Annotated in this window: 4 protein-coding genes; all 4 read right to left on the bottom strand. The window is 57.0% G+C overall.

Going from position 1 to position 6,000, the window contains the following annotated elements:
• Nucleotides 1–75: 75 nt before the first annotated feature.
• Nucleotides 76–2,460 (bottom strand): phosphoketolase family protein, encoded by a 2,385-nt coding sequence (locus tag V2P20_RS13245; RefSeq protein WP_331819053.1) that lies wholly within the window; start codon nt 2,458–2,460, stop codon nt 76–78.
• Complete coding sequence (locus V2P20_RS13240; protein ID WP_331819051.1) at nt 2,453–3,622, bottom strand: acetate/propionate family kinase; 1,170 nt, start codon at nt 3,620–3,622, stop codon at nt 2,453–2,455. The genes V2P20_RS13245 and V2P20_RS13240 overlap by 8 nt, the downstream gene beginning before the upstream one ends.
• 167 nt (nt 3,623–3,789) lie before the next feature.
• Nucleotides 3,790–4,812: a class I fructose-bisphosphate aldolase gene (locus V2P20_RS13235; protein WP_331819049.1), complete on the bottom strand. Its 1,023-nt coding sequence runs from the start codon at nt 4,810–4,812 to the stop codon at nt 3,790–3,792.
• Between the two features lie 636 nt (nt 4,813–5,448).
• On the bottom strand, nt 5,449–5,952 hold the full coding sequence (locus tag V2P20_RS13230; protein WP_331819047.1) for a PepSY domain-containing protein: 504 nt from the start codon (nt 5,950–5,952) through the stop codon (nt 5,449–5,451).
• Nucleotides 5,953–6,000 lie beyond the last annotated feature (48 nt).

Here is a 6,000-nt window from a genome sequence, read left to right as displayed (position 1 = left end):
CGGGTTAGCGCAGCGTAACCCGACATCTGCAACTCCGATGCGTCGGGTTACGCTGCGCTAACCCGACCTACACAGTCATCCAACCGGCCAGGCCCAATTGCGTATCTCCGGCATGTCTTCGCCGTGCTCGATGATGTATTCCTTATGCTCGATCAGCTTGTCGCGCATGATCTGCTTCACATGAGCGCCGACATAGCGCAGGTGCGGCACCCGGTCGATGACGTCGATAACCAGATGGAACCGATCCATCTCATTGAGCACGACCATGTCGAACGGCGTCGTGGTCGTGCCTTCTTCCTTATAGCCGCGCACATGCAGATTCTCATGGTTGGTCCGGCGATAAGTCAGACGGTGGATCAGCCACGGATAGCCGTGATAGGCGAAGATAACCGGCTTGCTGTCCGTGAACAGCGAATCGAAATCCTTGTCCGACAGGCCGTGCGGATGTTCCGATCTCGGCTGCAGACGCATCAGGTTGACGACATTGACGACGCGGATTTTGAGCTCTGGGAAAAACTCGCGTAAAAGCGATACGGCGGCCAGCGTTTCCAGTGTCGGAATATCGCCGGCGCAGACCATTACCACATCGGCCTCAGTATTGCGGTCGTTGCTGGCCCATTCCCAGATGCCGATGCCGGTCGTGCAATGCTTGATGGCCGAGCTCATATCCAGGTATTGCAGTTGCGGCTGCTTGCCGGCCACGATGACGTTGACCCGGTTTCGGCTGCGCAGGCAGTGGTCGGTCACCCAGAGCAGGGTGTTGGCGTCGGGCGGCAGGTAGACGCGGATGACCTCGGCCTTCTTGTTGACGACGTGGTCGATAAAGCCCGGGTCCTGGTGACTGAAGCCGTTGTGGTCCTGGCGCCAGACGTGCGACGTCAGCAGGTAGTTCAGCGAAGCGATGGACCGGCGCCACGGGATGTCCTTAGTGACCTTGAGCCATTTGGCGTGCTGGTTGAACATCGAATCGACGATATGGATGAAGGCCTCGTAGCAGGAGAACAGGCCATGACGCCCGGTCAGCAGATAGCCTTCGAGCCAGCCCTGGCATTGATGCTCGCTGAGCACTTCCATGACCCGGCCGTCATCCGACAGATGATCATCGGTGGCGATAATCTCGCCGGTGAAAACCTTGTCGGTGGCTTCGTACACGGCATCGAGCCGGTTCGAGGCCGTCTCGTCGGGCCCCATGATCCGGAAATTGCGCTGGTCCTCGTTGGCCCGCATGATGTCCCTGAGAAATTTGCCCATCACGCGCACCGATTCGGCCGACTCGGTGCCGGGATTTTTCACGTCCACGGCATAGTCGCGAAAATCCGGCATTTTCAGATCCCGCAGCAGCAAGCCGCCGTTGGCGTGCGGATTGGCGCCCATGCGCCGCTCGCCTTTCGGGGCCAGATCCGCCAGTTCCTGGATCAGCGTGCCGTTGTCGTCAAATAATTCCTCCGGCTTGTAACTGCGCAGCCACTGTTCCAGCATTTTCAAATGCGCGGGGTTCTCGGCCAGCTTGGCAAGCGGGACCTGATGCGAGCGGTAGGTATTCTCGACCGGCACGCCATCAACCACTTCAGGGCCGGTCCAGCCTTTCGGCGTTCTCAGGATCACCATCGGCCAGCGCGGGCGTCCGGAATAGCCGTTGGTGCGCGCGTCCTTCTGGATATCGGCGATTTCCTGGAGCACGACATCGAGCGTAGCGGCCATTTTTTGATGCATGATTTCAGGTTCGTCGCCCTCGACAAAATAGGGCTTGTAGCCGTAGCCGGTGAACAGGGCGCACAGTTCGTCATTATCGATGCGCGCCAGAAAACTTGGATTGGCGATCTTGTAGCCGTTCAGATGCAGTATCGGCAGCACCGCACCGTCGCGCTCGGGATTCAGGAACTTGTTGGAATGCCAGCTGGTCGCCAGCGGACCGGTTTCGGCCTCGCCGTCGCCGACCACGCAGCATACCAGCAAATCGGGATTATCGAATGCCGCGCCGTAAGCATGGGAAAGCGAGTAACCGAGTTCGCCGCCTTCATGGATGGAACCCGGCGTTTCCGGCGCGGCATGACTGGGAATACCGCCCGGAAACGAGAACTGTTTGAACAGGCGCTGCATGCCTTCGGCATCCTGGGAGACATTGGGATAGAACTCGCTATAGCTGCCTTCCAGATAGGTATTGGCTACCAGTCCCGGCCCGCCGTGGCCGGGGCCTGCGATATAAATGACATCGAGATCGCGCGCCTTGATTACGCGGTTGAAGTGCACGTAAATGAAATTCAGGCCGGGCGTGGTGCCCCAATGGCCCAGCAGCCTCGGCTTGACATGTTTCAGTTGCAGCGGCTCTTTGAGCAGTGGATTGTCAAGCAGGTAAATCTGCCCGACTGACAGATAATTGGCCGCGCGCCAGTAGGCGTTGATGCGCGTGGCTTCCTGCTCGGAAAGGGGCAATACCGATGGGTCCTGAATGCTATTCATTATGGCCTCCGCTGGTTAAGGTATAGGTATGATGCGCGATAATTTGTTCTTCATTGGTCGGAATCACGCGGACCGAAACAGGGCTTCTCGCGCTGCTGATCCGCGCCGCATTGTTGCGATTGGCCTCAGGGTCGATGTCGATGCCGAGCCAGGCGGCGCCCTTGCAGACCTTGTCGCGGATCACGGCCGCGCGTTCGCCGATGCCGGCGGTAAAAATCAGCGTATCGAGGCCGCCCAGGGCCGCGGCCAGAGAGCCCAGCTCGCGACAGATATGGTAGACGAAGATGTCGACAGCCTTGTCGGCATCGACGTGGCCGCTGCCGAGCAGCGTTTTCATGTCGCCGCTGATGCCGGACAAGCCGGCCAGGCCGGACCGGTAATGCAGCAGATCCGAAATGGCATCGGCCGTCATGTTTTTCTCACGCAGCAGATACAGCACGACGGCCGGATCGATGGAACCGCAGCGCGTGCCCATGGGCAGGCCGTCCAGCGGCGTGAACGTCATCGTCGTGGCAATGCTTTGCCGGTTCTTGACCGCGCACATGCTCGCGCCCTGCCCTAAATGCGCGATCACGACGCGCCCGCCGGCTTCGGCTTCCGAATGCTGCGGCAGTACGTTGATGATGTATTCGTAGGACAGACCGTGGAAGCCATAGCGGCGCACGCCCTCTTCATACAGGGATTTCGGCAGCGCGAACGTGTGGGCGACCTCGGGTATCGTGTGGTGAAAGGCCGTGTCGAAACAGGCGACTTGGGCCAGGCCGGGATGCAGTTGCCGCAGGGCGCGGATGGCGCTCAGGTTATGCGGTTGATGCAGCGGCGCCAGCGGAACCAGCGCCTCGAGGTCGGCCATCACGGCCTCATCGATCAGCGCCGGGCGAATGTATCGGCTGCCGCCATGCACGATGCGATGCCCAACGGCCAGCAGCCTCAAGTCGTCGTCATGCGCGTCCAGCCAGTCGACCAGGACGCGCAAAGCCTCCTGATGATCATGTATCGGCAGCGAGCGGCTATCGCCCTGAACGGTAAACCGCGCCTCGCTGCCGATACCGGAAACCTGCCCTCGATACAGCATATCGGGGTATTGGCTGCCGTTGGCGGCGAACAGGGCGAACTTGATGCTCGATGAACCGGCATTGATGACGATTATGACTTCCTGCATAAGATGTTCATTTTGTTGTTGATTTTGAGAACAGGCGTTTATCTGATTGTGCGCTGCCCATTGTGGGGGCGACTTCAGTGGCCTAGGGCGGGCACCCAAAAGGGCACAAGCACCCAGAGGGCGAATACCCGCAAGGGGCACAAGTGAATTCGCCCGACAGCCAGCCGCTAATCCTTTTCCATCTCAGAAGTATAACTGCCGGTGCGCGCCACGCTGTTCAGTTTTGCGCGTTTATAAAGCGCCTGCTGCGCCGCCTGTGCATTTTCAGCCTTGCCCTGCCAAGTCTTTAATACCGGGTCTTGCAGCGCCCGCGCATAGGAAAAGCTCAGCTGCCAGGGCGCATTGCCGGCCATCGCGTTGATGGCGTTCAGGTTGGCGGTCGCTTCTTCAGGCGTCTGGCCGCCGGACAGGAAATTAATGCTGGGCACGGCTGCCGGTACGGTCCGGCGCAGCTGCGCCAGCGTTTTTTCGGCAATTTCCCCGGGGCCGGCTTTCTTCGGCGCATCCTTGCCCGGCAGGATCATGCTCGGTTTCAGTATGATATGTTCCAGCTCTACGCGGTGTCGATGCAAGGCGTGAAAGACCGCATGCTGAACAGCTTCCGTGACTTCAAAGCAGCGCTCGATGGTATGATCGCCGTCCAGCAGCACTTCCGGTTCCACGATGGGTACGATGCCCAGCGACTGGCAAATGGCCGCATAGCGGGCCAGCACCTCGGCATTGGTCTTTATGCCCAGCATTGTCGGATTGTGTCCGGCAATCGGGTAGACCTCGCGCCATTTGGCGAAGCGCGCGCCCTGCTCTTTATAGCCTGTCAACCGGTCAGCCAGACCGTCCAGCCCTTGCGTGACCAGATCACCCGGCGCATTGACCAGCGGAATCGTACCTTTGTCTACTTTGATGCCGGGCACGACGCCATGCTCGGCCGCTGCTTGCGGCAAAGGTTTTCCGTCAGCGGTTTTCTGCCCCAGCGTTTCTTCAAACAGGATCACGCCGCTGATGAATTCGCCCAAACCTGGCGTGGTCAGCAACAACGAGCGGTAAGTGCGGCGGTTCTCCTCGGTCGATTCCACATTGACCGCCTTGAAACGCTTGGCGATAGTCGGCAGGCTCTCATCGGCCGCCAGGATGCCTTTACCCTCGACTACCATATCGGCAATGGTGGCTTGTAATTCGCTTTGAATGCTCATTCGAAACCTCCGGCAAGTTAAATTGGGCGATCGCAGAATCTAACAGAATCTATTTAAGCTACGACCGACAAGGAGAAGCAATTGCTCAAAAAGTCTTTGGCTGTTTTTAAAGGGAACAGTGAAAATATCGTCAGATTCGGATTAAGAATGTTTTACTGCACCGGCCAACTTTCAGCCAATCAGGAACAGTATCGGTATGCTCGCCAAAATGACTGCAGTACTCGCTGGGCCAAACCACGCAAGCTTTTCGACATCGATATATCCATCCTGAACTCCGACATACAGTAATGCACTCAGTAATACACTGCACACAGGCAGATTGAATAATAAAGCTGTGCCGTACCAGGCGCATAAGCTGCAACTGTTTGTAGCCCTTGTATTGAGCAGAGATATGCAACCCCATATGCGAGAAGCGTAAGCATTGCTACAGCCAGTCTGAATTCAAGCTCGCCCACCGGAACATGCCATCTTCCGGTACGTATCGACCATTTTGGCAAAAATATTGCCTCTTCCGCATTGTGCAGAGTAACGGCAAATGCAAAAAGCCATCCAAGCATGGGGTATGTCATAGGCATAACCCGGCAAGTCAAGGCAGCAACGCCGGGTTATGGCTATTGCCTAACCCGGCCGGCCATTTTAATCAGAGTCTTCGTCGGCTTCTATAATTTTGCCGGTAGCCGCATCGACTTCGACTTCCATTTCAAGTCCGTCTCCTGTTTGGATGATAATCTCGTAAACCGCGGTGCCATCCGATTCAATTTCATACGCAACCTTGTTAATTATGCCGGTATATGCCGTCAATGCGATCTTACGGGCTTCGGCTTCATCGATTTTTTTCAAGGCGGCGAAAGCCGGATGATCGGCACTCGGCAATTCCTGTTCCTTCTTGATTATTTTGCCGCTGGTTTTATCGCACTTAAATTCCCATTGAGCTCCGTCGGCCGCTTTAAGGTCGATTTCATAAATCTCGCCGCCGTCAATTACTTTTTTCGCTTCAATTTTGACGATTTCGCCTTTTGCGGACTCGTTGGCGGCTTTTCGACAGGCGTCTTCCATTGCCGCGTTTTCCTCGGCTATTGCCCCTGCGCTCATGATTGCCATCAGGCCGCCCAGATAGAATTGATAGTATTTGATCTTCATTGTCTCTTTATATCTCGTTCAATAGTTAGCCTAAACTGTAATTACTAG

The organism is Methylobacter sp. Wu1, from assembly GCF_036553575.1.
Classification (GTDB): domain Bacteria; phylum Pseudomonadota; class Gammaproteobacteria; order Methylococcales; family Methylomonadaceae; genus Methylobacter.
Note: the sequence above shows the minus strand (reverse complement) of the source record. Positions and strands in the feature narration are given on the sequence as shown.

Coding starts and splice junctions, on each gene's coding strand:
- V2P20_RS13245 (WP_331819053.1), bottom strand. CDS start 2,460: ATGAATAGCATTCAGGACCCATCGGTATTGCCCCTTTCCGAGCAGGAA.
- V2P20_RS13240 (WP_331819051.1), bottom strand. CDS start 3,622: ATGCAGGAAGTCATAATCGTCATCAATGCCGGTTCATCGAGCATCAAG.
- V2P20_RS13235 (WP_331819049.1), bottom strand. CDS start 4,812: ATGAGCATTCAAAGCGAATTACAAGCCACCATTGCCGATATGGTAGTC.
- V2P20_RS13230 (WP_331819047.1), bottom strand. CDS start 5,952: ATGAAGATCAAATACTATCAATTCTATCTGGGCGGCCTGATGGCAATC.